26 protein-coding genes and 3 pseudogenes are annotated in these 24,168 nt (G+C 63.7%); 11 read left to right on the plus strand and 18 right to left on the minus strand.

Annotation, left to right across the window (positions count from 1 at the left end; all coding sequences use genetic code 11):
- Positions 1-131 precede the first annotated feature (131 nt).
- The 3 genes from IEX05_RS15240 (at position 132) to IEX05_RS06110 (ending at position 2,661) form a co-directional block, all read left to right on the plus strand.
- Positions 132-1,109 (plus strand): hypothetical protein, encoded by a 978-nt coding sequence (locus IEX05_RS15240; protein WP_229661161.1) that lies wholly within the window; start codon positions 132-134, stop codon positions 1,107-1,109.
- Positions 1,110-1,120: 11 nt separating this feature from the next.
- Positions 1,121-1,822 carry a hypothetical protein gene (locus tag IEX05_RS15245; RefSeq protein WP_229661162.1) on the plus strand — a complete coding sequence of 234 codons (702 nt, stop codon included), beginning with the start codon at positions 1,121-1,123 and terminating at the stop codon, positions 1,820-1,822.
- A 401-nt stretch (positions 1,823-2,223) separates the two neighbouring features.
- Entirely contained in the window at positions 2,224-2,661 is a 438-nt protein-coding gene (locus IEX05_RS06110) for a hypothetical protein (RefSeq protein WP_188700514.1), read from the plus strand.
- Positions 2,662-2,717: 56 nt separating this feature from the next.
- Here IEX05_RS06110 and IEX05_RS06115 read toward each other — a convergent pair.
- A pseudogene (locus tag IEX05_RS06115) lies at positions 2,718-3,647 on the minus strand (IS5 family transposase).
- Here IEX05_RS06115 and IEX05_RS06120 point away from each other — a divergent pair.
- From IEX05_RS06120 to IEX05_RS06130, 3 genes and pseudogenes are all read left to right on the plus strand, one after another.
- Positions 3,613-4,245 (plus strand): IS3 family transposase, encoded by a 633-nt coding sequence (locus IEX05_RS06120; RefSeq protein WP_188700515.1) that lies wholly within the window; start codon positions 3,613-3,615, stop codon positions 4,243-4,245. The pseudogene IEX05_RS06115 and the gene IEX05_RS06120 overlap by 35 nt on opposite strands.
- A gap of 34 nt (positions 4,246-4,279) precedes the next feature.
- Positions 4,280-4,588 (plus strand): annotated as a pseudogene (locus IEX05_RS06125) (hypothetical protein); the annotation flags it as partial.
- A gap of 24 nt (positions 4,589-4,612) precedes the next feature.
- Positions 4,613-4,924 (plus strand): metal-sensitive transcriptional regulator, encoded by a 312-nt coding sequence (locus IEX05_RS06130; protein WP_101624672.1) that lies wholly within the window; start codon positions 4,613-4,615, stop codon positions 4,922-4,924.
- Between the two features lie 22 nt (positions 4,925-4,946).
- Here the strand turns inward: IEX05_RS06130 and IEX05_RS06135 are convergent, their stop codons facing one another.
- The 7 genes from IEX05_RS06135 to IEX05_RS06165 all read right to left on the minus strand — a co-directional run bounded on the left by IEX05_RS06135 (position 4,947) and on the right by IEX05_RS06165 (position 12,040).
- The gene (locus tag IEX05_RS06135) at positions 4,947-6,824 is read right to left on the minus strand and encodes a heavy metal translocating P-type ATPase (protein WP_188700516.1); all 1,878 of its coding nucleotides are present in this window, start codon (positions 6,822-6,824) and stop codon (positions 4,947-4,949) included.
- Between the two features lie 58 nt (positions 6,825-6,882).
- Positions 6,883-7,611: a Crp/Fnr family transcriptional regulator gene (locus tag IEX05_RS06140; RefSeq protein ID WP_188700517.1), complete on the minus strand. Its 729-nt coding sequence runs from the start codon at positions 7,609-7,611 to the stop codon at positions 6,883-6,885.
- Between the two features lie 48 nt (positions 7,612-7,659).
- The gene (locus IEX05_RS06145) at positions 7,660-8,247 is read right to left on the minus strand and encodes a class I SAM-dependent methyltransferase (protein WP_229661164.1); all 588 of its coding nucleotides are present in this window, start codon (positions 8,245-8,247) and stop codon (positions 7,660-7,662) included.
- Positions 8,248-8,324: 77 nt separating this feature from the next.
- On the minus strand, positions 8,325-9,230 hold the full coding sequence (locus IEX05_RS06150; RefSeq protein WP_188700519.1) for an NADP-dependent oxidoreductase: 906 nt from the start codon (positions 9,228-9,230) through the stop codon (positions 8,325-8,327).
- Between the two features lie 35 nt (positions 9,231-9,265).
- Entirely contained in the window at positions 9,266-9,697 is a 432-nt protein-coding gene (locus tag IEX05_RS06155; RefSeq protein WP_188700520.1) for a cupin domain-containing protein, read from the minus strand.
- 15 nt (positions 9,698-9,712) lie between these two features.
- On the minus strand, positions 9,713-11,752 hold the full coding sequence (locus tag IEX05_RS06160; RefSeq protein WP_188700521.1) for a heavy metal translocating P-type ATPase: 2,040 nt from the start codon (positions 11,750-11,752) through the stop codon (positions 9,713-9,715).
- Positions 11,753-11,803: 51 nt separating this feature from the next.
- Complete coding sequence (locus tag IEX05_RS06165; protein ID WP_188700522.1) at positions 11,804-12,040, minus strand: heavy-metal-associated domain-containing protein; 237 nt, start codon at positions 12,038-12,040, stop codon at positions 11,804-11,806.
- 239 nt (positions 12,041-12,279) lie between these two features.
- On the opposite strand from IEX05_RS06165, the pseudogene IEX05_RS06170 reads away from it, so the two are divergent.
- Positions 12,280-12,423: pseudogene (locus tag IEX05_RS06170) on the plus strand (IS3 family transposase); the annotation flags it as partial.
- Positions 12,424-12,835: 412 nt separating this feature from the next.
- Here the strand turns inward: IEX05_RS06170 and IEX05_RS06175 are convergent.
- The 9 genes from IEX05_RS06175 to IEX05_RS06220 all read right to left on the minus strand — a co-directional run bounded on the left by IEX05_RS06175 (position 12,836) and on the right by IEX05_RS06220 (position 19,442).
- Positions 12,836-13,432: a DUF305 domain-containing protein gene (locus tag IEX05_RS06175; RefSeq protein WP_188700523.1), complete on the minus strand. Its 597-nt coding sequence runs from the start codon at positions 13,430-13,432 to the stop codon at positions 12,836-12,838.
- A gap of 57 nt (positions 13,433-13,489) precedes the next feature.
- Positions 13,490-13,891 (minus strand): four-helix bundle copper-binding protein, encoded by a 402-nt coding sequence (locus tag IEX05_RS06180; protein WP_053548210.1) that lies wholly within the window; start codon positions 13,889-13,891, stop codon positions 13,490-13,492.
- A gap of 197 nt (positions 13,892-14,088) precedes the next feature.
- Positions 14,089-14,268 (minus strand): hypothetical protein, encoded by a 180-nt coding sequence (locus IEX05_RS06185; protein ID WP_188700524.1) that lies wholly within the window; start codon positions 14,266-14,268, stop codon positions 14,089-14,091.
- Positions 14,269-14,422: 154 nt separating this feature from the next.
- Positions 14,423-15,328 carry a F510_1955 family glycosylhydrolase gene (locus tag IEX05_RS06190; protein WP_229661165.1) on the minus strand — a complete coding sequence of 302 codons (906 nt, stop codon included), beginning with the start codon at positions 15,326-15,328 and terminating at the stop codon, positions 14,423-14,425.
- Between the two features lie 79 nt (positions 15,329-15,407).
- The gene (locus tag IEX05_RS06195) at positions 15,408-16,016 is read right to left on the minus strand and encodes a DUF305 domain-containing protein (protein WP_053548207.1); all 609 of its coding nucleotides are present in this window, start codon (positions 16,014-16,016) and stop codon (positions 15,408-15,410) included.
- 90 nt (positions 16,017-16,106) lie between these two features.
- The gene (locus IEX05_RS06200) at positions 16,107-16,556 is read right to left on the minus strand and encodes a DUF6153 family protein (RefSeq protein ID WP_155048973.1); all 450 of its coding nucleotides are present in this window, start codon (positions 16,554-16,556) and stop codon (positions 16,107-16,109) included.
- Between the two features lie 62 nt (positions 16,557-16,618).
- A complete protein-coding gene (locus IEX05_RS06205) occupies positions 16,619-18,748 on the minus strand; it encodes a heavy metal translocating P-type ATPase (RefSeq protein WP_373286286.1) in 2,130 nt (709 codons plus the stop codon).
- A 56-nt stretch (positions 18,749-18,804) separates the two neighbouring features.
- Positions 18,805-19,128: a heavy-metal-associated domain-containing protein gene (locus IEX05_RS06215; RefSeq protein ID WP_155048972.1), complete on the minus strand. Its 324-nt coding sequence runs from the start codon at positions 19,126-19,128 to the stop codon at positions 18,805-18,807.
- 32 nt (positions 19,129-19,160) lie between these two features.
- Positions 19,161-19,442 (minus strand): metal-sensitive transcriptional regulator, encoded by a 282-nt coding sequence (locus tag IEX05_RS06220; RefSeq protein WP_053548254.1) that lies wholly within the window; start codon positions 19,440-19,442, stop codon positions 19,161-19,163.
- Positions 19,443-19,659: 217 nt separating this feature from the next.
- On the opposite strand from IEX05_RS06220, the gene cmtR reads away from it, so the two are divergent.
- The 4 genes from cmtR to IEX05_RS06240 are packed head-to-tail and all read left to right on the plus strand — an operon-like array spanning position 19,660 to position 23,064.
- Positions 19,660-20,019 (plus strand): Cd(II)/Pb(II)-sensing metalloregulatory transcriptional regulator CmtR, encoded by a 360-nt coding sequence (gene cmtR, locus IEX05_RS06225; RefSeq protein ID WP_053548253.1) that lies wholly within the window; start codon positions 19,660-19,662, stop codon positions 20,017-20,019.
- Positions 20,016-21,920 (plus strand): heavy metal translocating P-type ATPase, encoded by a 1,905-nt coding sequence (locus IEX05_RS06230; protein ID WP_229661166.1) that lies wholly within the window; start codon positions 20,016-20,018, stop codon positions 21,918-21,920. The genes cmtR and IEX05_RS06230 overlap by 4 nt, the downstream gene beginning before the upstream one ends.
- Positions 21,917-22,468: a signal peptidase II gene (locus IEX05_RS06235; protein WP_082334722.1), complete on the plus strand. Its 552-nt coding sequence runs from the start codon at positions 21,917-21,919 to the stop codon at positions 22,466-22,468. Before IEX05_RS06230 ends, IEX05_RS06235 begins: the two co-directional genes overlap by 4 nt.
- Positions 22,465-23,064 carry a cadmium resistance transporter gene (locus IEX05_RS06240; protein WP_188700527.1) on the plus strand — a complete coding sequence of 200 codons (600 nt, stop codon included), beginning with the start codon at positions 22,465-22,467 and terminating at the stop codon, positions 23,062-23,064. The genes IEX05_RS06235 and IEX05_RS06240 overlap by 4 nt, the downstream gene beginning before the upstream one ends.
- A 261-nt stretch (positions 23,065-23,325) precedes the next feature.
- Here the strand turns inward: IEX05_RS06240 and IEX05_RS06245 are convergent, their stop codons facing one another.
- Positions 23,326-23,982 (minus strand): hypothetical protein, encoded by a 657-nt coding sequence (locus tag IEX05_RS06245; protein ID WP_229661167.1) that lies wholly within the window; start codon positions 23,980-23,982, stop codon positions 23,326-23,328.
- Positions 23,983-24,168 lie beyond the last annotated feature (186 nt).

The raw sequence follows: 24,168 nt of genomic DNA on the forward strand, positions 1-24,168 counted from the left end.
GGCCTCCTCGCAAGTCGTGTGATGGGGAGGTGTGCTGCAATGACCCCGGGCGCCGTCGGAGGTGGCTGACATACTTGATGGAGGCGTCGGAGGGAGGCACGAGGCAGTCACCGGCGAGAAGGAGAGCCCACATGGACGACCCGCGCGACGAGTCCGGTAGCGACGATGCCGTTGGCAGACAGACCTCGGTAGATGGTCAGATCAGGTCCGACGCACTTGAACTCGCAGCGTCCACGACCCTCGTCGAGGTGACGCCAGGCGTCGCAGTCGTATTCGGCGAAGTCCCCGACGGTCTTGAACTCATCAGCCTTGACATGGTGCCGTCCTTCGACCGCGCTCAGCTCTCCACCGCTCTCGGTTCCTTCGGCAACGCCGGCACGATCGTCGGGAACGTCGCGGAAGCTGTGTCGAGCGCGCAAGGCCTCTTCCGCGTCAACGATGCGACGCTGTCTCTGTTGAAGAGCGGCGGCCAGATGGCCGCGAAGGACGGTGCAAAGCTCGGAGCGATCTTCAAGAACGGTGAACTGGTCGCGCAGGCACGCTTCATCCCCGCGTCGATGACGGCCGCCACGGCGATCGCAGCCATCGGCCCGGCTGTCGCCATGATCGCGCTCCAGATGCAGCTCGGTGAGATTTCGGGCCTCGTCCGCTCCAACATTCAGCTCACGACGCAGACGCTCAAGGCCATCCGGAACGAGCAATGGGCAGAGCTTGAAGGGTTGGCGGAGTCCGTGGATGAGGCGGTCAAGGAGACCCGTGAACTCGACGCCATCACCGATTCTGTGTGGGAACCCATCGCGCCCAGTCGAGACGGCATTCGCAAGCAACTGAAGCTGTACCGCAAGAACGTGGCGGGCCACATCCAGGAGATCGGGAAACTGGACGGACGTCCCCGCCGCCAGTACCTCGAATCCAACGCCGAGGCAATCGTCTTCGACACCTACGCGCTTCTCAGCTCGCTGAAGACCTACGCAGAGTATCAGGCTGCCGCGCAGCCCTCGCCAGAACCCGAGGTGCCAACGACGAAAGCGAAGCTCAACTCTTCGACCGGATCGCTCGGAACACCCCCGCCGAGATTGACGAGTCACTCTCCGAAATCCGGGCACTAACAGAATCGCTTGTGCGTGAGTTGCGGATCATCGCCGAGCTTCCTGGCAGAGCGACCGTGCCGCTCACGAAGAAGCGGAAAGACGCGAAGGCGTCTCAACTCACATGCAAGCAACTCATCGAAGCCATCGGACCCCTGGCCGACATGCTCCAGCCCGCAGTCGCCGTGCCAGCAGCACCGGAGACCGTGTGCGCGCCTGACGGGCTTGAGCTCGATTCGTACCTGCGCATCCTTCGGTGGTTCCTTGAGGACGGCGAGACGCTTCGCAGCGTGGCGTTCCCGTACGAAGTGGGGACCCACAACTTCGCCGGAGTCGTGCCAGCGATTCTCGCTAAACGGGTTGATGCGACATGGGATGCGCTTGCGCCAGGAAGAGGAAGTGCGATCGTTGAGAAGTTCGCGTCGAGCACTTTCGTGGCTGTCACTGACCGACGGATCGTCACGGCCAATCCAGGGAATCTTCTACGACGAGGCGAACTGGGCCCGATCTACTCCCTGGACGAAGTGCGCAACGTGCGCGGTCGATCAGCCCGCGGAGTGGGTGTCCGGCCCACCATCGACGTCGCCACAGACGAGCGCGATCTGCACTGGATGTTCCCCGGTGTCGCGGCCCACGAGGACATAGACAGCCTGGCTGCTGTCCTCTCCGAGGCGAGCCCCCAGGCAGTCCCGGCTCCGGCAACGCTTGAACAGCTCCCAGCAGCGGACTCCTAGAGATTTTGCCGATGACAAGCTTGAACGAACAAGAAGGTTTCAGGCCGACAGGTCAACGATCAAAGGTCGGTCGATGCACGTTGTGCGGGGCCAGGGCAAGGCTCACCAAGGCGCACGTACCGCCGAAGGCAGCGTTCAACAACCGGTCCTTCTCGTGGGGCGGTGCGACTGCTGATAGCCAGCTCGTTTATGGGAGGCCGCGCCTTGGCGGCGCCAATCTATACGCACACTGTGAGCCCTGCCGAGTGGCCACGTCACCTTGGGACGACGAGTACATTCGATGGGCATATTCATTCGCGAACGTCCTGGTCAATTCACCATTGAAGGGAGAGCGAACGCAGATAGTGGGCACCTTGAGTGGCGTGCGCCCCGGTAGATTCATACGCTCCGCGCTCGCGGGGATGACCGCGCTGGCACCCAAGTTGCTCGACTCGCATCCTGACCTCGTCCGGGCAGTTCGGCAGGGCACACCATCTTCGCCGACAGATGACCTCCGTTTCTTGGTGGCTGTTGCGCCTGACGGAGCAGCAGCCACCGTGGAAGGTGCGCACGAAGCTTTGGCGCTCAAGATGTCGTTCGACGATGAAGACGGCTCCGGATGGAAGACGGAGACCGCCCCGACGATATCTGCTGTTATCCATTTCCCCCCATTCAGCCTGCTGCTGGCTGATCGCCAGCTCGCGGCATCCTTGCCCCATCTCGACTGCACGGACTGGTTGAATCTCGGTGTCGATGACGAGGCCAACGTTCAGATCGTTCTCCCTGTGGTTGACCTGCCGAAGACCCCGAACGCGCCTGTTCCCGTCTCGATGCTTCGGTTCGCTGAGGCTCGTGCGTGAGTGCCGTGCGAAGGTGGAGAACTGCGCAGCGGGTCAACTCGCGTTCGCGACTTTGGCTAGGGCGTGTCTCCCAATAGGCGTTGCCAGGTGAGGATCGCGCAGAGGGTGACGCCGGCACGGTAGGTGATCGCGAGCTTGTCGTAGCGTGTCGCGATGCCGCGCCACTGCTTGGCGAGGGCGAAGAACCGCTCGACGACGTTGCGGCCCTTGTAGGCGGCGGCGTCGAGCCCGGGTGGCCTGCCACCCTTGCTGCCGCGCCGTTTCCGGGCGGCGGCCTGGTCGCGCTTGTCGGGGATGACGGCCTTGATCCCGCGGCGGCGCAGTTCGGTGCGGATCACGCCGGTCGCGTAGGCGCGGTCCGCGATCACCGCCTCGGGCCGGGTGCGCGGCCTGCCTCTCCCGTGCCGGGGGACGTGGATCTGAGCGAGCACCTCGGCGAGCATGGCGCCGTCGTTACGCTGCCCGCCGGTGACGATCATCGCCAACGGTCGGCCGTGCCCGTCGACGGCCTGATGGATCTTCGTCGTCAGCCCGCCGCGGGAGCGGCCGATGCCGTGACCGGGCGGCTCAATCTCGTGCCAGGGCAGATTCTTGTGATTCGATCCCGCCCCCTGTGTCCTGCTCCGGGCGGGTGGTGTTCGTCGCGTGCTGATGCGCACGCGCGATCGTCGCGTCCACCGACACCGCCCAGTCGATCTTCCCCGCCGCGTCCGCCTCCGCGAGAATCCGCGTCAGCACACGGTCCCAGGTGCCGTCCCCGCATAACGGCGGTGCCGCTTCCACACCGTCTGCCACGGCCCGAACTCATCGCGAGGCAGATCACGCCACGGGATCCCCGTGCGAAACCGGTACGCGATGCCCTCCACGACCCGACGGTTGTCGCCGAACGGGTGACCGCGACGCCCCTCGTTCGACGGCAGCAACGGCTCGATCCGCTCCCACTGCTCATCCGTGAATACCCGATACCGCGAACCCGTCGACCTCACCCGACCAGACTGCCGCGAGCCTCACTCTCCATATGGGAGACACGCCCTAGTCAACCGGAGATTCGTCGCGGATGGGCCGCGCAAGCTCTGGGTGTGCGACGTGACCTACGTCGCTACCTGGTCTGGGTTCGCGTATGTCGCGTTCGTCACCGACGTGTACTCGCGCAGGATCGTGGGCTGGAACGTTGCTGCGACGCTGAAGTCTGAGGTCCTGCCGATGCAGGCGCTCGATATGGCGGCCTGGCAGTCAGGCGGCCGGCTCGATGGGCTCATCCATCACGCCGATCACGGGTCGAACTACACCGCCATGGTCTACACGGATCGCATCGCGGAACTCGGAGCGGTGCCCTCGACCGGAACTGTCGGCGACAGTTTCGAGAACGCGATGGCTGAGGCGGTCAACAACCTCTACAAGACCGAGCTCATTCGTCAGCAGGGGCCGTGGCGGACGGTTGAGCAGGTCGAGCTCGCGACGCTCGAATATGTGTGGTGGTGGAACCACGAACGCCTCCACGGAGAACTCGACATGCGCACACCAACCGAGGTCGAGCAGGCGTACTACGCTGGAACCGAGACGCTTCTGTCACTGACCGGCTGACAGGAAAACCGGTCGGAACTGAAACCAGGCCAATTCAATCGCGTCGGCAGGGCTGATCCTCGCCAGCTCTGACCCGCGTTCGGTGCTCTCAGTGATCGAACTCTCACGTGCTGCCTACCGCAAGATGAAACAGAACCTGTGGTGGGCGGCGGGGTACAACCTGATTTCGGTGCCGCTTGCCGCCGGTGTGCTCGCCCGCGTCGGGTTCGGGCTGCCGATGTCGGTCGGAGCGATTCTGATGTCGCTGTCGACGATCGTCGTGTCGCTGAATGCCCAGCTCTTGCGCCGCATCGATCTCAGCTCAGAAGCCAGCACTCGCGCCGTGCTCGAACGCACGAACTGAACTCACGCAGCCCAGGATCAGCACATGTCATCAACCGCTGAATCGCATGCGTCGCACCACGGGTGTATCGGCGATATGAAGCGCTACCTGCAGCGCATGAAACGAATCGAAGGTTTGGCCCGGGGCATCGCGAACATGATCGACGAAGAGCAGTACTGTATCCACATTCTGACCCAGGTCAGTGCGCTCACCCGCTCGCTGCAGGGGGTGGCGACGGGGCTGCTCGATGACCACCTGAAGCACTGTGTGCTCGATGCCGCCAAGCTTAGCGACGAGGCCGCCCACGAGAAGATTCAGGAGTCCATTGCCGCGGTCAACCGGCTGATCCGATCGTGACTGTGTGAGTCGGTCTCGCGGGTTAGCCTACCGGCATTTCCCGCCGAGCAGGGCCCTCGCGCCGCGCACCCCGGTGCGCTCGGAGCGCGCGGAGCGCCGACAGAATGGCCACAAGGTCAACAATCTCTTGCAGCAGCGCTCCCACCACCGCCGGCAAATAGCCGAATGCGGCGACGAGCATCAAACCGACTGAGATGATGATGCCCATCCAGATCGACTGCAGGGCGATCTGCACCGTGCGCCGCGAGACATAGGCCACATCTGCCACTCGCGCGATGTCGTTCGAGGTGATCACCGCCGCTGCTGACTCGCTCGCGACCGTTGCACCCCTGCCCGCCATCGCAACACCGACGTCGGCGGCCGCCAGCACCGGGGCATCATTGATCCCATCGCCGACCATGAGTACGGGTCTCGGCCGCATCGCCTGCACAATCCGCACCTTGGTCTGGGGAGTGGTCTCAGCGTGCACCGTCTGAATGTCGACCGCGTGTGCGACAGACTCCGCGGTCGACGTGATATCACCGGTCACCATCGCGATCTCGGCTACGCCTGCTCGGCGAAGACGGGACACCGTCTCTGCAGACTGCTCACGAATCGGGTCGGACAAGATGATCACTCCGGCGAGCTCGTCACCGACCGATACGTAGACGGCCGTCTCCCCAGCTGAGAGTACGGGTCGATCGATCGGCCCGGTCACCTCTTCGATAAATGAGGGCTTGCCCACTCGCACCGAGGTGCCGTCTGCCAGGGAGGCGAGGACACCGTTTGTTGCCACCTCGTCGGCCGTCACCACTTCGGGAAGCTCAAGTTGCTGTGTGCGTGCCGATGCCACGATCGGATCGGCGAACACGTGCACGGAGTACTGCTCGGCGGCGGCCGCGAGCTGCAGCGTCTCGTCTACGGTGCGAGCAGCAGGGTGAATCTCGACGACGTCGGCTTTACCTTCGGTCAAGGTGCCGGTCTTGTCGAATGCGACTGCACGGACCCGGGCGAGCACCTCTAACACGCCACCGTCTTTGATGATGACGTTGAGCTTTGCCGCGGAACTCATCCCGCCCATGAACGCGACCGGGGTGGCGATGAGCAGCGGGCACGGCGTCGCCACGACGAGCACCTCGGCAAATCGCACCGGGTCCCCGCTGAGAAACCACGCGAAGCCCGCAATCAGCAATGACACAATGGTGAACGGCACCGCATAACGGTCGGCGAGTCGCACCATCGGTGCCCGGGAGTCCACGGCCTCCTCGACCAACCGTACGATCGAGGCGTAGTTCGAATCGGCTGCCACCTTCTGCGCGCGCATCGTGAAGCTCGTCGTGCTGTTGACCGTTCCAGAAAGCAGTGGGTCGCCCGCGCGGTAGTTCACCGGGATCGGTTCACCGGTCACGGATGATTCATCAATCGTCGCGTGATCCGATAGGAGCACCCCGTCGACGGGGAGGATCTCTGAGGAGCGCACCAGCAGTTCGTCGCCGACTTTCACCTCTTCGATCGCGATGCGTTCGACCTCACCTGTTACCTGGTGAATTCGACCCGCGAATGCTGGGGCTCGGCTCAACAGTTGGTCGAGTTCTCGGCTCGCGCGGCGAGCGGCGAGGTCTTCGAGCGCTTCCCCTCCGGTGAGCATCAACGCGATGATGAGCCCCGCGACATATTCCTGTACGGCGAGTGTCGCGATCATGGCGATGACCGCAAGAATGTCGAGCCCCCAATGCCCACGCATCAGATCTTTGAACATGTCGATCGCGGTGATCACGATCACGATACCGAGCACCAAGTATGCGGTGACCCCGAGAGCCATCTCTGCGCCGGTCAGCCAGAACATAACCCCGGTCGCCAAACCGACGAGCACGAACATCATGAGCTTGCGGTTGCGAAGAAATTCCACCGTCGATGACATTGCGTGTGACGCTTCCAAGGTACGTGGGGCGATGGTCTGGGCTGGCACGGTGCTGTTCTCAGTCTCTCTTCGTGAGGGTTGAGAGTGCGGTGAGCGCGGTCACATCAGTGATCGTGATCCGCCCCTGTTCCTGTTGTGAGATCACCCCGGTGTCGGTGAGTTTGCGAAGTTGCCGACTGAGGGACTCTGGTGTCGTGGACAGGAGCGAAGCGATGTCCTTCTTTGCGAGCGGCAGCGTCACGTCGATGGCTCCTCGCGGCCCTGGCGTCGCAGGGAGCGAGAGCAGGTAATCGGCGAGACGAGAGCTCACGTTTCCCGAGATGACAGAAGCCAGCCGCGCCTCAATATCATCCAAGCGCTGACTCACTCCTTGCAGCATGCGCAGCCCGATGCTCGGATGCTTCTCGACGAGACGCCCGAGATCGGCATGACGGAACACGCACAGTTCGGTATGCACGAGCGCTTCTGCTGCGTGATCCGGTCTCGTGCCGGTGAGAAACGCGGATTCTCCGATGAAGTCGCCCGGACCGAGGACCCGGATCACCTGCTCGTGCCCAGCCGCACTTGTGCGAGCGATCTTCACCTGACCGGTGTGCACCACCATCAACTGCGACATATCCGAGCCTGCTGTATACGCCTGCTCGACAGCGTCTAATCGGACTGTACGTGCAAATCCCGCAACTTCCACTTGCTGCGCATGTGTGAGCCCTTGAAACAGTGGTACACGGGCCACGCAGAGATCATTTGCTGGATCAGCATCCACATCGGTCGAAACAGCCAACGGCATCCTTCCCTTCCCTTCTAGTATGGCGACTCGTGGCACAACACACGCGCTTCAGCTGAAGCCAGGGGTGGCGCGTGCAGTGATGTACGCGTGTGGCGTCCGCGGGTTCGAGCGCTGCCCGATCACCTCGAACCCGGCGTAGGTGAGGGCTTCGACCATTTTGTTCATCGGCCACCGGTATGCGGCGGCGATCGGATGGTCGAATGCCTCCCGCCGCGGCCCCACGAAAAAGGACATCAGCAGCGATCCGCCGTCACCCAGCCGAGTGCGCAGTGTTACGAGCGCGTGTAAGAGCTCTTCTGAGCTCATGTGAATGGTCGAATACCAGGCGAGGATCCCGCCCCAGCGGGTCTCGCAACGGGCGAGATCTTCGATGGAATCGTGATGGAACACAACCGCGGGATGTCTGGCTCGGGCAATCGTGATGAGGCGATCCGATGGCTCGAGCCCTTCCACCGTGTGTCCGAGGCGTGCGAGGTGACCGGTCCAACGCCCGGTACCCGCGCCGACATCAAGAATGGGGCCATCGACTGCCGCGGCCCACGGCTCGATGACCGCACGGTCAGGGTCATCCGGTGAGATCTCGGCGCCGAGAATGCCCTCGATATCAACCTCAGGCGACCCGTATGCATCGGCCACCCGGTTTATTGAGGCCACAGGATCAGACGTCCGTACTGCTGTGAATACGGCGTCCGTCGGTGCCTCAGGCCGCTGGGTCATGGTTCGATGATCACTTTGCCGGCAGTGTGCCCGGCCTCCACCATGGCGACGGCCTCCGCAGCCCGATCGAGACTGTACCGGTCCGTCACCTGCGGGTCGACGAGACCGTACTGGGCGACGCCGGTGACTTTCTCGAGCCCTTCACGCGTGCGCACCACCGCTACGCCACCGAGTTGCTGCACGGTGGTCGGGTCTGCGGTACTGATGATGACGCTCGGGTCTTTGGCGACGACCGCGAGATCACGAAGCGCCTGCCCACCGACCAGGTCGATGAGCACATCAACACCCTCCGGCGCGATGGCACGCACCCGGCCAGCCGCACCCTCCCCGGAGGCAACGAACGTCGCACCGGTCGACTCCACCAGTTCCTGCTTCGCTGCACTGGCCACACCGATGACCGTGAACTTGTGCACATTGCCGATCTGCGCCGCCATCAGCCCGACCCCACCTCCGGCGCCAAGAATCAGCATCGTCTGACCAGGTTCCAGCTCGATCTGATGCGTCACGTCATACGCAGTCGCCCCTGCGACAGGCAGTGCTGCAGCGTCAGCAAAGGAAAGCTCTTCGGGCTTCTGGACGGTTTGTGCCGCATCCAACACCGTGTGCTTCGCGAACGTTCCCTGTCCTTTGGCCGCGAGGCCGAGCACCATGTCACCGACAGCGAAGTTCTCGACCTCTGCGCCTACGGCGGTGACGACACCGGAGGCCTCTCGGCCCATCGGTGCGGGAAGCGGCCAGTGGGAGCCCATCTGCCCCGCACGGATCTTCCAGTCAGCAGGGTTCACCCCGGCCGCTTTCACTTCGATCGCGAGCTCTCCAGGCCCAGGCGCCGGAGCGGTGCGTTCAACGAGTTCCTGCGTCTCGGGGCCGCCATAGGCGGCGAAGACCAGCGCTTTCGACATTATTGACTTCTCCTCATTCTCCATGTGAGTGACACTTACGTGGTTGCCTGTGGCGGAGCGTCTTCACCAGAAGCCTCTGCCGCATCAGCGAGTTCCTTCGTGGCATACTCCGCGTCAATTGCGTGCTCCGGAGGTGAATAGACGGTGTAGAGCACCAAAGACTCATCGCCAGTGTTGCGGAAGTTGTGGCGAGTACCGGCCGGGACAGCGCACAGGTCGCCAGCATCAACGGTGTGCGTCTCGCCGTCAAGGTCGGCCTCTCCGCTGCCCGACACAAAACTCAGCAACTGGTCGGTGGTGTCATGCACCTCGTCGCCGATCTCCCCGCCCACCGGAATCGTCATCGCAACGAGTTGGGAATGCTTTCCCGTCCAGAGCACCTGACGAAAATTCGTGTTTGCTTTCGCGACCTCGTCGATGATGAAGTGCGTCGCCTTCTCGCCGACGCTGAACTGGTTCTCACTCATGTGTGTGGTCCTTTCTCAAGATGGAAGTTCGGATGAACTCTGGGCCGTGGCTGGTTCGACCGGGCGGCCTGTTTCATGTGCGGCTCGGGCGCGTTCACTCCTCGACAACGCAGTGGCTCCTTGGGTGTTGCGCAGCAGGCGCATCGCGTTGAGGATTACGATGAGCACCGATCCCTCGTGCACGAGCATGCCGATAGCCATCGTGACACCCCCTGCGAAGACCCCGACGAGCAGCACGACAACGGTGATGAGCGCGATCCAGATGTTCTGGCGCATGACGTTCACGGTGCGTTTGGCGAGGCCGATTGCTTCGGGCAGTTTCAAGAGGTTGTCGCCCATCAGGGCAATGTCTGCCGTCTCCACGGCCACCGCTGAGCCCGCTGCACCCATGGCAACACCAATGTCGGCGGTCGCGAGGGCCGGGGCGTCGTTCACGCCGTCGCCCACCATCGCGACCGTGTGCCCCTCGCGCTGCAACCGCGCGACAGCGTCGAGCTTGTCCTCGGGTAGCAACGAAGCATGGATCTCATCGATACCGACCGCCTCACCGATGGCTTCGGCGACAAGGCGCGTATCTCCGGTGAGCATCACCACCTTTTGCACCCCGCTAGCGTGCAAGCGCCTGATCATCTCGGGGGCATCCTCGCGGATCGTATCTGCGACACCGATTACGCCAAGCACGCTCTCATCGACCGCGACAATCATGGGGGTCTTGCCTGCCGCTGCCAGTTTGTTCGCAGCCACAGCCGCCCCCGCGTCGTTCACGATCCCGTACTGTTCGAGCAGCGGCACGTTACCGATGAGTACCCGCTTGCCGTGAGCGTCGGCCACGATCCCCTTGCCCACGACCGGTGTGACCGATCCCGGAAGGCCCTCGGGGGCCACTCCTTCTTCTCGTGCGGTGTCGAGGATCGGGCGGGCAAGTGGGTGCTCGGACCCTGCTTCTGCTGCGGCGGCCCAGCGAAGCACCTCGCGCCGATCCGCTTCAGGATTGAGCACAACGATGTCGGTGAGTACCGGGCGGCCCTCGGTGAGAGTCCCCGTCTTATCGACTGCGACGGCCGAGATCTTGGCCGAGGTTTCGAGGTACTCGCCGCCCTTGATGAGAATCCCGTTGCGGGCCGAGCGGCCGATTCCCGCTACGATCGCCACGGGAATCGAGATGACGAGCGCGCCCGGGCAACCGATCACGAGCAACGTGAGGCCGAGCACTACGTCACCAGAGATGAGGCCCGCCGCAAGCGCGAGTACCATCACCGCGGGCGTATACCACTTCGAGAATCGGTCGATGAATGCCTGCGTTTTCGCTTTCGCATCCTGCGCTTCTTCGACACGGTGAATGATGCGCGCGAGCGTCGTGTCGGCTCCGATGCCGGTCGCCATGACCTGTAGGAATCCGCCCCGCGAGATCGTGCCCGCAAACACGTGATCTGACTTCGTCTTTTCGACAGGGATCGACTCACCCGTGATCGATGCCTCGTCGATCGCTCCGGTGCCTGACACGACCTGCCCGTCGACGGGAACTTTCGCTCCGTTCTTTACGAGCACGATCTCGCCCATGCGCACCTGATGTGCGGCGATCTCGACCTGCTCACCGTCGCGCATCACGACTGCAACGTCGGGCGCCACCGCGACCAACTCAGCGAGCGCTGCACGGGTCTTGTTCATCGTGCCGGCTTCGAGTGCGTGACCGATCGCGAAGAGGAACGTCACGGCGGCAGCTTCCCAGAAGTTGCCGATAAGTGTCGCGCCGATCGCTGCAATCGATACGAGCAGGTCGATACTGATGAACTTTACGAGCAGTGCCCGGACGGCCTTCACGACGATTCCGTACCCCGCGACAATTGCTGCGGCGAGCATGAACGCGTTCGCAAGGGTAAACACATGACCAGAACCGTGGGCGTGTTCGCCAGCGTCGATCCACCATTGCGGACCGACCGTGACATTCCAGCTGCCGCCGAAGAGCTTTTCGACGCCGAACGACACGAGAATGAGGAGGCCCGAGACAACGGGAATGAACCAGTTGCCATACCGCCACTTACGGAACGCGTTCACGAATGTGCCGCCTTTCGAATTGGTGAACTTAGTGCGTTAGGAGCCGTTTGGCTAGAACGCGGAGGCCTTCGACTTATAGCCGGCCTTATCGACAGCAGCAATGAGATCGTCGACGGAACTTCTTGTCTCATCGTGGTCGATCTCAACGCGACCCGAGGCGAAGTGCACCGTCACGTTCTCGACGCCATCGAGCTTGCCGACCTGCTTCTCGATCTTGGTCACGCACGACGGGCACGAGAAACCCTCGGCGCGCAGCAGAGTGTGGGTGGTGTCAGTAGCGTTCGTCATGATGAGTCCTTTCGCTTCACCCCGAAACGGGGATCGACCAGGAGGTTCCTGGCCTTTACGACCCAGACTATTGTGTTGACAGAGCCTCAGCCTTGACCTAGATCAAGTCGTGCTAGGAGCTCCTCTCTGTGGCTCACCAGCTACTTGGGTGCCGTGAGTCGCTTCTTGGTTGATCTGCTGGGCGCCATGAAGGTCTACAAGACCGAACTGATCCGTCAGCAAGGCCCTGGCGGACGGTCGAGCAGGTCGAGCTTGCGACCCTCGAATACGTGTGGTGGTGGAACCATGAGCGTCTCCACGGGGAACTCGATATGCGTACTCCGATCGAGGTCGAACAGGCGTACTACGCTGAAACCGAGACGCTTCTGTCACCGACCGGCTGACAGACAAACCGGTCGGAACAAGAACCAGGCCAATTCAGTTTGCCTCCGGCGACACCCATGCCTAACCAGCACGCGATTACTGGCTGAAGGTAGGGGCAGACGCCCCTGAGTCCTGCGCGCCGTAAACGATCGTTTCCGGTGCGGTCCAGAACTAAGGCTCGGAAGGCCTGCCACAAACGTTCGTCATAACCACCAAACGGCAAGGGTTTCCGGCTGATCTCGCGGAGACACACGCAGTCCGTTCGCGAACGGCGACGGCAGGTGTCGCGCAACCCATCGTTTCTGACTGATTCGGTTAGAGTCTCACGGCGAGCTGCCGCAGTGGCTCTCCGAAACTCATTCGGTGGTGGGGACTTTCAGCGGACCTCGGTGACTATCTCGTCGCAGACATCTGGGCCACGCCCGGGCGTCGCTACTCGTCGTCGGTGCATTCACGGTCGGCAGCCCGGTCGAAGTCGGGAACGGGCCGGTTCTGCGCGTCCTCGGGTGTCGTGGCGAGTCCGTTGCGTTCAATATCGTCGATCAGCCAGTCCATTTCTAGGATCTCTCGCCGCTGAGCTTCGCTGATCCCGACGGCGAGCTCGCAGACCCGGATGTCCTGAATCTGCGCTCGTTCAGATCTGGTGATCGCAAGGGAGTGGTGGGGAATCATGGCCCGCATGTATGCGGTGTCGTCGACGGTGATCTGGCTACGGTCGAGCGCGACGCCGCCTCCGAGCAGGAGGACGCTGACGATGACGACGGCGATGTTCGCTTTGGTGTTCTTGTACATGTTCAGCATCCAGGCGAGCATAACGAGGCCCATGGCGCCGCCCATGGTGAGAGCCATGAATATGCGGCTCTCGCTGAAGCGGATGTGTCCCCATTCCCACACTCCGGCGAACATCGTCCAGTACATCACGACCATGCCGGTGAGGATCATCGCCGCGAAACGCAGGTACATCTTCAGCGAGCCGTGCTTCTTGTCCTTTGCTTGTCGTTCGCTTCCTTCATGGGCATCCTGTGACATGTGATTCACCTGTTCGTCTGGATTGGTTGCGCGTCGCGCGGTTGACGAGCGTCCGGTTCAGAGGGTTGCGAGGAGCGTGGCGCACGCGTCTTCGCATCGCCGGCAGGCCGCGGCACACACGGTGCAGTGTTCGTGCATGGTGTGCTTCTCGCACTCGTCGGCGCAGCTCGCGCACGCGGTGCGGCACGCTTCCAGGGCTGCCCGGGTGAGGTTGGTGTCGTAGCCGGTGTGTCGGGACAGGATGCGCGCGGTGGTGTCGCAGAGGTCGGCGCAGTCCAGGTTCGTGCGGATGCACTTCGTGAGCTCTGAGACCATCTCCTCGCTCAGGCACGCATCCGCGCATGCGGTGCACGATTGGGCGCAGTCCATGCAGGCCTCGATACAGTCCACGAGCGCCTTCTGGTCGACCTGTCCGAGGTCCTTCGGATAGGAGCGGAGCATTTCTGCCACGACAGTCATGATCGAATCCTCTCGTCGTCCTGGAACTCTCAAACTACGATCACGGTGTCGCCTGCGGCACCCCGTTGAATACCCCGGGAGGGCATGGTAACCCCAGCCGTGATGCGGCCTCAACGCTCAGGGCGCAGTGTCTCGCTGATCCGTTCCCCCAGGCGGGGGATCCCGCAGGATCAATGCCACGGCAGCCATGACGATGATCAGCGCGTGTCGTAGCTGGCGACTGTGTAGGTCCACCAGGCGGCATCGGTCGATTGCGTGTCGCTCAGCAAGTGCGCGAGTGCGAGGACCGGGCCCGTGGCCAGGAGCACGTACCCGAGGCGAACGAGGCGTCGATGCGTTCGCACAGGATCGAGCGGGTGGGTTCCGGCGCGGGTCATTGGAAGATCGCTCCGATCGTGAGGAAGCTGGCGGTGGCGAGGAGGGCGACGGCGATCGTCGCGGCTGTGATGAAGAACGTGAGATTCCGCAATGGGTTCTTGGGCTTGTTCATGAGAAGTCTTGGAGCGCGGGGCTTTGTCGGTATCCGCCCCCCTATTGGGCGGGGCTGAGGACGGTCGTGCCGTTTGTGGAGATCTCGACGATGCCACGGTCGTCAACGAGGATGATGCGCTCGTCGATGACGGAGAGGGCTTGCACGGCGCCGCGCAGCGATTCCAGCTGCTGCCAGGCACCGCTTTCGTCCTGTGACCACAGGACGCCGTCCGTACCAGCACCAAGAAGGGTACCGTCCGTGCGCGCCTCCAGGGCGTACAGGACAGGGGCCGCATCGACGGGCGTGAAGGTGTTGCCGCCGTCGGTGCTGAGGAGGAGGCCTTCTTCGGCGGCGGCGTACACGCCGGATTCGGTGGCGGCGAGATCAGCGACACCGAGGGGTGCACGCTCTGTCCAGGTGCTTCCCTCGTCGGTGCTGGTGAGCAGGTTCACCTGACTGGAAGGGACGCCGTAAAGGACGCCGTCGGGTCCTGCGGTCAGGACGTGGAAGTCGGTGGTCCCGTTGAGGGCGATCGGGGACCAGGAGTTCCCGTAGTCGTCGCTGCGGATGATGCCGAGGTTCGGGGCTCCCAGTTCAGGCGGGGTGTCTTCCCCGGGGTGTCCGGACGCGAACAGCGTGTCTTTCCAGGCGGTGAACCCCATGGCGTCGAAATCGTGTTCGCCGATCGGGCCGGAGATCTTCCCGCCGGGGTCGAGGGTGAAGATGCCGTTGTGCGTGGCGATGAACAGGTCATCGCCACGTGGGTCTTCGGCGATGCCGTGGATGTGGTCGATGCGGGGTGCCGAGTCGGGGTTTCCGAGCGGTGTTGCGGTGCAGCCGGTGGCGATGACGGCGAGGGCGGTCACCGTGGCAGTGGCGAGAAGGAGTGAGCGTTTCATGATGGCTTCCGGTGGCGGCCGCGGGACGGCTTGGCTTCGCGGCGCGCGGCAGGAGCGCACCGACATGTAATGGATGTCGAGGGCGTGGCAAAGAGGTGGCCGGTGAGGGCGGGCCGAACGTTTCTGGGCCCGCCCGAGTCGGGTCCTAGAGCTGTTCCAGGAGTTCCTGCATTGTGGCGATCTCTGCGGTCTGATCGTCGATCACTTGCTGGGCGAGGTCGAGGACGTCCGGGCTCTGCGCGTCGTCAAGGGCAGTTTGCGCCATGTCGACGGCACCTTCGTGGTGCACGATCATCTGTTCGAGGAACAGACGGCTGGCCTCGGCGGCGTCTGCGTTCTCCAGCAGGGTCATGTCTTCTTCGGACATCATGCTGTCGTCACCGCCCATTGACCCATGGTCCATGCCGCCCATGGAGTCAGGGTCGTAGTCCACGCCCCAGTCTTCGAGCCATCCGAGCATCTTGTCGATTTCGGGACCCTGCGCTGCTTTGATCTGTTCGGCGAGCTCGACCACGCGTGGGTCTGCCCCGTCCTTGGCGAGCAGGATGTCGGCCATCTCGATGGCCTGCTGGTGATGCGGGATCATCATCGTGACGAACATCTCATCCGCCTCAGTCGCCTGTGAGGTCGACGACGACTGCGACGGGGAGGTGGTCTCGCTGGACGGCGCGGTGCCGCTGTCCGCGCAGCCGCTGAGCGCCAGCGCGAGTGTCAGAATGCCGGTGCTGACAGCGAGGGCGATCTTCTTGTTCATGATTGTTCCTTCGATAAGTCGTATGAGGGTTCGCAAATAACGGCGCCAGGTGGCGCCACGAAACCGACCGCTCGGGTCGGCGGCGACTACTCAGGTGCGACTTATCGAAAGGAACGTGAGCGAGGGAGCCCGCGGAAAAACACCGGTCGCACCCCATCTCACCAGGCTCATCGCTCGGTGAAGGGGCAGGCCGCGACCGTGGATCAGCGTCGGAGGAAGCAGCAGCAGGAGGCCGGCGAGTAGCGCGAGCACGCAGGCCGTCAGCATGTCGTTGTGGCCCTGGTCGGGCCCGGTGCTTACGTGACAGGGCCCATCGCAGGCGGTGCCCACGCTGTCGGGGCTGCCCATCACGTCAGGGGCGTGCTCATCGCCGGCTGCGGATGTTGAGTGGGTGAGCCCGGGCGATCCGTGCCCGGCTGGTTCGGCGGTGAAGGTGTGCATGGCCAGCAGCCCGACGATGACCATGAGCGTGGCCGCGCCGAGCATCAACAGCGCGCGCAGCGACAGCTGCGGGCGTGCGCTGCGAAACGCGACATGCATGCGGGGACCCTCCACTCTGCTCAGGATGCTAACACCGCAGACTATGCGCCTCTGATTCCCGGCTACGTGCCCGTCACCGCGTCCGGGCGCAGATCCAGTCGGCGCAGCAGCTGTGCATTGAGGGCGACCACGATGGTCGACAGAGACATCAGCAGCGCACCCACTGACATGGGCAACACGAACCCGATCGGGGCGAGCACGCCGGCCGCGAGGGGGACGGAGAGCAGGTTGTAGCCGGCGGCCCACCAGAGGTTCTGTTTCATCTTCCGGTAGCTGGCCCGCGACAGCTCGATCACCGACAGCACCGAACGGGGGTCGTCGCTGGCGAGGATGACGCCCGCGGACGCGATCGCGACATCCGTTCCCGCGCCGATGGCGATACCGACGTCGGCCTGCGCGAGCGCGGGGGCATCGTTGACACCGTCTCCAACCATCGCGACCTTGCGGCCTTCGCCCTGAAGCTCTTTCACCTTCGAGGCCTTGTCCTCCGGTCGGACCCCGGCGAAGTAGCGGTCGATGCTGAGTTCGCTCGCGACCGAGGCGGCAACCGCGTCGGCGTCACCGGTGATCATGACCACCTGCACGCCGCGCTCATGGAGGGCGTCGACGGCGTGACGCGACTCCGAGCGGATCTCATCCGCCAAACGCAGCGCTCCGGCGACCTGGCCGTCGACGAGCACGTGGAGGATGATCGCCCCCTCATCGCGCCATTCGTCGGCGACCGGCAGCTCGGAGGCGTGCTCCTGCTCGAGCATGTACGGGCCACCGACCTGCACGATGCGTCGATCGACACGTGCACGCACCCCAACCGCCGGGGAAGATTCGAAGTCGGAGGAGGAATAGACCGTGAGAGTCTTCTCCTTCGCCGCGTTCACGATCGCGCGAGCGAGCGGGTGCTCGGAGTCTGCTTCCGCGGCCGCCGCCCACGCCAGCAACTGATCAGGGTCGGTTCCGGAGACGGGGTCGATCGCGGTCACAGCGGGAGTGCCCTTGGTGAGCGTGCCGGTCTTGTCGAACAGGACGGTATCGACGGTGCGCATGCTCTCCAGCGCGAGACGATCCTTGATCAGAACGCCTCCACGCGCGGCCCTCTCGGTCGCGATCGACACGACGAGCGGAATCGCCAGGCCCAGAGCGTGCGGGCAGGCGATTACCAGCACGGTGATCGTGCGGATCACTGCGGCGTCGGGCAGGCCGACGACCGTCCAGACGATCGCGGTGATGGCGGCAGCGCCGAGTGCGAACCAGAACAGCCACCCTGCCGCCTTGTCTGCGAGTCGCTGCGCTCGTGAGGATGAGTTCTGCGCCTCGGTCACCAGTTTCTGGATCCCGGCGAGAGCAGTGTCTTCACCGATTGCGGTGATCTCGACCCGGACCCCGGAATCGGTGGCGACGGTGCCGGCGATGACTTGGTCGCCGTCGCTGCGACGTACCGGGCGCGATTCGCCGGTGATCATCGACTCGTCCATGCTGGCCGAGCCCTGCACGATCCTCCCGTCCGCGGGCACCCGCCCACCCGGGCGCACCACCACGATGTCACCCACCTGCAGATCAGACGGGGCGACCGTCACGGTCGTATCTCCCTCGATCTTCTCCGCCTCGTCGGGCAGCAACGCAGCCAGGGAATCCAACGCTGAGGTCGTCTGTGCGAGCGAACGCATTTCTATCCAGTGACCGAGCAGCATGATCACGATTAGCAGCGCCAGCTCCCACCAGAAGTCCAGCTCGTGATGCAGCAGCCCGAGGCTCGCACCCCAGGATGCGAGGAACGCCACAGTGATCGCCAGGGCGATCAGCAGCATCATGCCGGGCTTACGGGCACGCAGCTCACTCACCGCGCCGGTGAGGAACGGGGCACCACCCCACACGTACATGACCGTCCCGAGAACCGGGGATACCCACCCGATCCACGCGGCCTCCGGCAGCGGGTACCCGAGCAGCATCGAGAACATCATCGAGAACCCGACAACAGGGACCGCGAGGATCAGCATGATCCAGAACAATCGCCGGAACTGGCCCACGTGATCGCCGTGGCCGGCGTGGCGGGCGTGGCCCTCGTGACCGCTGTGACCGGCGTGTTCTTGAGGAGCGCCGTGATCGTGGCTCATCGCCGCGTGGTCATGCTGCGCTGTCGGCGCACCGCCGTGATTCTCGTGTTCAGTGTGATGGGTGTGTTCGTCGTGCTGGCTCATCGGAAACCCTTGCTCGGATGCGCCCGGGGATGACCCGGGTGCGGACGGATAGTGGGTCAGGCGTGACCGGTCGCGAGGCTGTAGCCGGCCTCTTCGACCGCAGCCCTCACGGCAGCGGGATCGACAGGGGATGCGCTGTGGATCGTCACTCGGGACGGGCCGCCAGTGTTCAGGTCGACGGTGACGGACGCGACACCGTCCAGGGCGCTCAGTTCCTCACTGACGCTCGACACACAGTGTGAGCACGTCATCCCGGTGACCAGGACATCCTCCGAGACCGGGGTCGTGACAGGAGTGGATGCTTCGGTGTTCGATGGAGCGGCGCAGCACGCGCAACCAGCGTTCGCGTCCTTCAGTCCGAGTTCGATGCGGTCAGTCATGGTGAGTTCCTCCCAAGTAGTTTGACGAGTGGTTATGAACGGACCAGGCGAGCGATGGCATCGTTTGCTTCGCGGACCTTCTCCGCGGCAACCTCGCCACCCTCAGCGCTTGCCTGGGCGACGCAATGACTCAGATGGTCGCTGAGAAGCGACAACGCCACAGTTTCAAGCGCCTTCGTGGCCGCAGCGACCTGCGTCAGGATGTCGATGCAGTACTTGTCCTCATCGACCATCCGAGAGATACCCCGCACCTGACCCTCAACCCGACTCAATCGCTTACGCAGATCCGCCTTGTTGTCGGTGTAACCGTTCATGCTCACAAGATACCCCCTAGGGGTATCCAACTCAACGGGTGCCGGTCTATTCCCGAAAGGCAGCCTTGATACCCGGGTCGTCTTTGGCGCCGCCGGCCAGGCGTCGACGATGCCGGAAGTGATGCCCGCCCAGGCGAGCGTCTCGAACCGGTGGAAGCCGTTTGAGGATGCATGAAGACGGCGGTAAACTGTACATCGCACAATGTATAGTCATCGTATGCTGACTATTTCAGATCGACTTGACGTGATGAACCGGCTCGGGCGGGCGATGGCTGACCCTACTCGTTCGCGCATCCTGCTGACCCTTCTTGACGGACCGAGCTACCCGGCGGTGTTGTCTCGGGAGCTGGGGCTGTCTCGTTCCAACGTCTCGAATCACCTGACGTGTTTGCGCGGGTGCGGGATCGTGGTGGCTGAGCCCGAGGGGCGGCAGACTCGCTACGAGGTCGCAGACCCACACCTTGCCCGCGCCTTGACGGCGCTGGTTGACGTGACGCTCGCGGTCGATGAGAGTGTGCCGTGCATGGACCCGGACTGTGGGGTCGAAGGATGCGTGGCGGGGGAGTTGCGGGCGTGAGCTCGGTCACGGGTTCGCACGTCGAGCATGTCGACCTCGACGACGATGATGACGATGACCGGCCGTGGTACCGGAGCCCGGGCGTTCTGATCCCGATTTTCTCCGGCGTGGTGTTCGGCGCCGGCCTGGTGTGCGAGTGGACCGGCGCAGAGGCCGCGGGCCTGGTGCTGTTCTGGGTGGCTCTGTTGTTGGGTGCGTCGACTTTCGTTCCGGGTGCGCTGCGCAAGCTGTTCGCGAAGCGAAAGCTCGGGATCGGACTGTTGATGACGATCAGCGCTACCGGTGCAGTCATCCTCGGCTACGTCGAGGAAGCCGCCGCGTTGGCGTTCCTGTACTCCATCGCGGAAGCGCTGGAGGACAGGGCCATGGACCGTGCACGCGCGGGCTTGCGGGCGTTGTTGAAGCTCGTACCCGAAACCGCACTCGTCAAGAGAGGCGACGCGACGTCCGAAGCGGAGGCGAAGGATCTGCGCGTGGGAGACGTGCTCGTGGTGCGCCCGGGTGAACGGGTAGCCACAGACGGCATTGTGCGGACTGGGCGGAGCAGCCTGGATACCTCAGCGATCACGGGCGAGTCGATCCCGGTCGACGTCGATCCCGGCAACGAAGTCTCTGCCGGGTCGATCAACACCACAGGCGTTCTCGAAATCGAGGCGACCGCTGCTGGCACCGACAACTCGCTGACGACGATCGTCGAGCTGGTCGAGCAGGCGCAAGCTGAGAAGGGCGACCGGGCGCGACTGGCTGACCGGATCGCCCGTCCTCTCGTTCCCGGAGTGATGATCCTCGCGGTTCTGGTCGGTGTGCTCGGTTCGCTCCTGACTGGCGATCCTGAGCTGTGGATCACCCGCGCCTTGGTCGTGCTGGTCGCCGCGTCCCCGTGCGCCCTGGCGATCGCTGTTCCGCTCACCGTCGTAGCCGCGATCGGTGCAGCATCGAAGTTTGGTGTGGTGGTGAAGTCCGGGGCCGCGTTCGAGAGGTTTGGTGGGATCCGCCATCTCGCTGTCGACAAGACCGGCACCCTGACCCGCAATGAGCCCACCGTGGCCCGCGTCGTCACCGTCGCGGGGACGACCGAGGACGATGTGCTCGCGTGGGCGGCGAGCTTGGAGGGTCACAGTACGCACCCCCTGGCTGCTGCGATCACCACCGCCGTTTCCGAGGCCCGAACCGCGGAGGCCGTCAGTGAGACTGCCGGACACGGCATCTCTGGCACGCTCGACGGTGCCCGTATCGCGGTGGGTAGCCCGCGCTGGCTGGACGCCGGTTCGCTGGACGGCGAGGTGCAGGCAATGGAATCCGAGGGGATGACTGTGGTTATCGTGCACCGCAACGACCAGCCTGTTGGCGCGGTAGGAGTGCGTGATGAGCTGCGCCCTGAAGTTTCCGATGTCATCGCAACCCTCACCCGACGTGGAATCGCGGTGACAATGCTCACCGGCGACAACGCTCGCACCGCCGCAGCTCTGGCCGCACAGGCCGGGATCAGCGATGTGCGCGCCGAGCTACGCCCCGAGGATAAAGCTGCCGCTGTCGCAGCACTGTCGAAGTCGCAACCCACGGCCATGATCGGGGACGGCATCAACGACGCCCCCGCGCTGGCTTCCGCGGACTTGGGAATCGCGATGGGAGCGAAGGGCGCGGATGCCGCGATCGAGTCGGCCGATGTTGCGTTCACTGGACATGACCTGCGCCTTATCCCGCAGGCACTGGAACACGCACGCCGTGGCCGCAACATCATCAATCAGAACGTTGTGCTGTCCATCGCGATCATCGCGGTGCTGTTGCCCTTGGCGATTACCGGATACCTAGGTCTGGCAGCCGTCGTCCTTGTTCACGAGGTCGCAGAGGTTGTCGTTATCCTCAACGGGCTCCGAGCGGCGCGACGGAGAAAGGCATGACCCGGCCCGATGACGGAATCACTCTCGGCAGAGCCACTCGTGGGGACGCGACGAGTTCGCCCGACCGAGCGTCCGCGCGAAGCCGATTGCTGCGGTTCCTACTCGCAGTAGGTGTCGCAGCGGTCGCCGTCTGGGTCGACCAAGGCACGAAGGCACTCGCCCTTGCACGGCTCAGCGAGGCCGACCGAGTCCCCATCCTCGGAGACTGGCTCGGGCTGCAGCTCGCGTTCAACCCTGGCACCGTGATGTCTCTCGGCGCCGACGCGACCTGGCTCCTGACCGTCTTGGCCGCTGCCGCATCCATCGCGCTGCTCATCGCCGCGACGCGCGCCCGAACGGCTGGGTGGGCGATCGCGATCGGACTCCTGTGGGGAGGCGCGGTTGGCAACCTGCTGGACCGCTTGCTCGCTCCGCCCGGATTCGGTCGCGGTCACGTCACCGACTTCCTGGCCTACGGCAACCTCTTCATCGGCAACCTTGCCGACGTCATCCTCGGCGTCGGCGTGGGACTTGGCTTGTTGCTCTATCTCCGGAAAGCGAACACATGATTCTCTCTGTCCTCCAAGCGATCGGTCTGTTCCTAGCCACGAACATCGACGACATCATCGTGTTGTCCCTATTCTTCGCCCGCGGCGCGGGGCAACGCGGCACGACAACTCGAATCCTGGCGGGTCAGTACCTGGGATTCGTCGGCATTCTCGGCGCTGCCGTACTCGTTTCCCTCGGCGCCGGAGCCTTCCTTCCGCCCGAGGTCATTCCATACTTCGGCCTCATCCCGCTGGCGTTAGGACTATGGGCAGCTTGGCAAGCATGGCGCCGCCGGCACGACGATGATGACGATGAGGCGAAGATCGAAGGCAAGAAGGTTGCTGTCTGGGCCGTAGCTGGGGTCACCTTCGCTAACGGCGGTGACAACATCGGCGTCTACGTCCCCGTTTTCCTCAACGTCGGACCCGCGGCGGTGGTCGCATACTGCGTCGTGTTCCTCGCGCTCGTTGCTGTGCTCGTCATCGTGGCCAAGTTCATCGCCACGCGACGTCCGGTCGCCGAGATCTTGGAACGTTGGGAACACGTCCTGTTCCCTCTCGTCCTCATCGGGCTCGGTGTATTCATCCTGATCAGCGGAGGAGCATTCGGGCTCTGAGACCGCGCAACGCCGTCAAACAGGCTGACTGCCCCCTGCCGTAAACGATCGTTTTCGGCAGCTGCATAGAAGTCGACGGCCAGGTGTACGACACGCCGAGGATTGACCCACCGAAACCGCCTGCCGAAACCGATTCGCGCCAAAAGTCTGACGTCTCCCTTTTGGCGAGCTCACGGAACTCTACGGGAGGACACGGCACGGACTCTTAGGCCTCAGTTCGTGCTCACCTCGGCCTCCAGCCGTGTCCGTTTGGGGATCGATCTATGGCCGCTCAAAAACGATGGCGGTGACATCTTCCATGGCGCGTACCCAATCTGAGGTGCTGCGGTTGCGGAGTTCGATTAGGTCGAGAGTGCGTGTGAGGTCGTCGAGGAGGTTCCGTGTGAACACTGGCTCGTGGTGAGCAAGCCGGTTGCGGAGGTTGCGGAGGATGTCGAGGTCTTGGTAAATCCGGCTGCGCAGACTTGCTGCGGGCATGCTCGCCGCTGCGTAGGGAAACGCCCACGCGATATGGGGTTCCCAAAGGCGGACATCGTTACGCCCAGTGAAGAGCTTCTGCCAGAACACGAACTTCAGTTCAGCGATCACCTTGCCGGTCGTCCCGTTCCAGTGGCGGGTGTTCAGCAGGTCCCGACGCGGGTTGTATCGACCCGTATTCGGCAAGCTGGCTTCAAACGTCGTGTTCCAGGGCCAGCGGGGTCCGTACACGCGCTCGAGTACGTCCGCTGCTGCATTGCGTGTGGAGATCTCTGCGAAATGCGCGGGGAGCATGAAGGCTGCAGACACCCGGGCGTTCCAGCCGTAGAGCTCCACTGCCTTGACGGTGTCCCCACCGGTCGCCGCAACGTAGGTGCTGGAGCGTGGCGCGCTGAGGGTCGCGCGGATCTCGACGTCGTCGGGCGGGCTGGCAGCGGGCACCATCTCAATGTACAATGGGCCGTACGCGTCGCGGGACTTGCGGGCTTCGGCCTCCCCCCGCGGACACACGAAATTTGAAGGCCCCGTCATATTGGCGGGGCCTTCTTCGTGCCACTCGGCTTACTATCCCACCGTGTCCGTTTAGGGGTCGTCCACCGGTACAGGTGCGGACCATCCGGGTGAACG

Origin of the sequence: Microbacterium nanhaiense (assembly GCF_014646015.1) — a bacterium.
Classification (GTDB): domain Bacteria; phylum Actinomycetota; class Actinomycetes; order Actinomycetales; family Microbacteriaceae; genus Microbacterium; species Microbacterium nanhaiense.

What these genes read in the sequence shown, in the direction of transcription:
- IEX05_RS06165 (WP_188700522.1), bottom strand. Translation starts at nt 12,040, where the DNA reads ATGACGAACGCTACTGACACCACCCACACTCTGCTGCGCGCCGAGGGT.
- IEX05_RS06155 (WP_188700520.1), bottom strand. Translation starts at nt 9,697, where the DNA reads ATGAGTGAGAACCAGTTCAGCGTCGGCGAGAAGGCGACGCACTTCATC.
- IEX05_RS15240 (WP_229661161.1), top strand. Translation starts at nt 132, where the DNA reads ATGGACGACCCGCGCGACGAGTCCGGTAGCGACGATGCCGTTGGCAGA.
- IEX05_RS06200 (WP_155048973.1), bottom strand. Translation starts at nt 16,556, where the DNA reads ATGCATGTCGCGTTTCGCAGCGCACGCCCGCAGCTGTCGCTGCGCGCG.
- IEX05_RS06235 (WP_082334722.1), top strand. Translation starts at nt 21,917, where the DNA reads ATGACCCGGCCCGATGACGGAATCACTCTCGGCAGAGCCACTCGTGGG.
- IEX05_RS06130 (WP_101624672.1), top strand. Translation starts at nt 4,613, where the DNA reads ATGTCATCAACCGCTGAATCGCATGCGTCGCACCACGGGTGTATCGGC.
- IEX05_RS06205 (WP_373286286.1), bottom strand. Translation starts at nt 18,748, where the DNA reads ATGAGCCAGCACGACGAACACACCCATCACACTGAACACGAGAATCAC.
- IEX05_RS06240 (WP_188700527.1), top strand. Translation starts at nt 22,465, where the DNA reads ATGATTCTCTCTGTCCTCCAAGCGATCGGTCTGTTCCTAGCCACGAAC.
- IEX05_RS06180 (WP_053548210.1), bottom strand. Translation starts at nt 13,891, where the DNA reads ATGACTGTCGTGGCAGAAATGCTCCGCTCCTATCCGAAGGACCTCGGA.
- IEX05_RS06150 (WP_188700519.1), bottom strand. Translation starts at nt 9,230, where the DNA reads ATGTCGAAAGCGCTGGTCTTCGCCGCCTATGGCGGCCCCGAGACGCAG.
- IEX05_RS06215 (WP_155048972.1), bottom strand. Translation starts at nt 19,128, where the DNA reads ATGACTGACCGCATCGAACTCGGACTGAAGGACGCGAACGCTGGTTGC.
- IEX05_RS06185 (WP_188700524.1), bottom strand. Translation starts at nt 14,268, where the DNA reads ATGACCCGCGCCGGAACCCACCCGCTCGATCCTGTGCGAACGCATCGA.
- cmtR (WP_053548253.1), top strand. Translation starts at nt 19,660, where the DNA reads ATGCTGACTATTTCAGATCGACTTGACGTGATGAACCGGCTCGGGCGG.
- IEX05_RS06135 (WP_188700516.1), bottom strand. Translation starts at nt 6,824, where the DNA reads ATGTCATCGACGGTGGAATTTCTTCGCAACCGCAAGCTCATGATGTTC.
- IEX05_RS06175 (WP_188700523.1), bottom strand. Translation starts at nt 13,432, where the DNA reads ATGTCACAGGATGCCCATGAAGGAAGCGAACGACAAGCAAAGGACAAG.
- IEX05_RS06190 (WP_229661165.1), bottom strand. Translation starts at nt 15,328, where the DNA reads ATGTCGGTGCGCTCCTGCCGCGCGCCGCGAAGCCAAGCCGTCCCGCGG.
- IEX05_RS06195 (WP_053548207.1), bottom strand. Translation starts at nt 16,016, where the DNA reads ATGAACAAGAAGATCGCCCTCGCTGTCAGCACCGGCATTCTGACACTC.
- IEX05_RS06220 (WP_053548254.1), bottom strand. Translation starts at nt 19,442, where the DNA reads ATGAACGGTTACACCGACAACAAGGCGGATCTGCGTAAGCGATTGAGT.
- IEX05_RS06110 (WP_188700514.1), top strand. Translation starts at nt 2,224, where the DNA reads ATGACCGCGCTGGCACCCAAGTTGCTCGACTCGCATCCTGACCTCGTC.
- IEX05_RS06140 (WP_188700517.1), bottom strand. Translation starts at nt 7,611, where the DNA reads ATGCCGTTGGCTGTTTCGACCGATGTGGATGCTGATCCAGCAAATGAT.